The following is a 234-nucleotide window of genomic DNA, read 5'->3' as shown; positions in this document are numbered from 1 at the left end:
GACATAACCAGGGCGATGTTGCGGGCCAGGGCCCCAGCCGTTGCCATGCCCGTCGGGGCGGCCTGGCCAGCGGTTATCACCGGGGCGATCGTTACCCGGACGCGAACCAGGGCCGCCGGCCTCCCAATGCCGATTGTCATCGGGGCGTCTGGGAATATCACGGTAATAACCCTGGCGCGGCTCCTGAGTCTGGCGCACGGTATCGGGCCGGCCCTGGATCGGCAGGTTATGCTC

General features: G+C 67.5%; 1 pseudogene. It reads right to left on the bottom strand.

The features are described 5' to 3' along the window. Positions 1-234 (bottom strand): annotated as a pseudogene (locus AAEZ05_RS30315) (DUF6515 family protein); the annotation flags it as partial.

The organism is Pseudomonas sp. HY13-MNA-CIBAN-0226 (genome assembly GCF_040310305.1).
Lineage (GTDB): Bacteria > Pseudomonadota > Gammaproteobacteria > Pseudomonadales > Pseudomonadaceae > Aquipseudomonas > Aquipseudomonas gregormendelii.
Note: the sequence above shows the minus strand (reverse complement) of the source record. Positions and strands in the feature narration are given on the sequence as shown.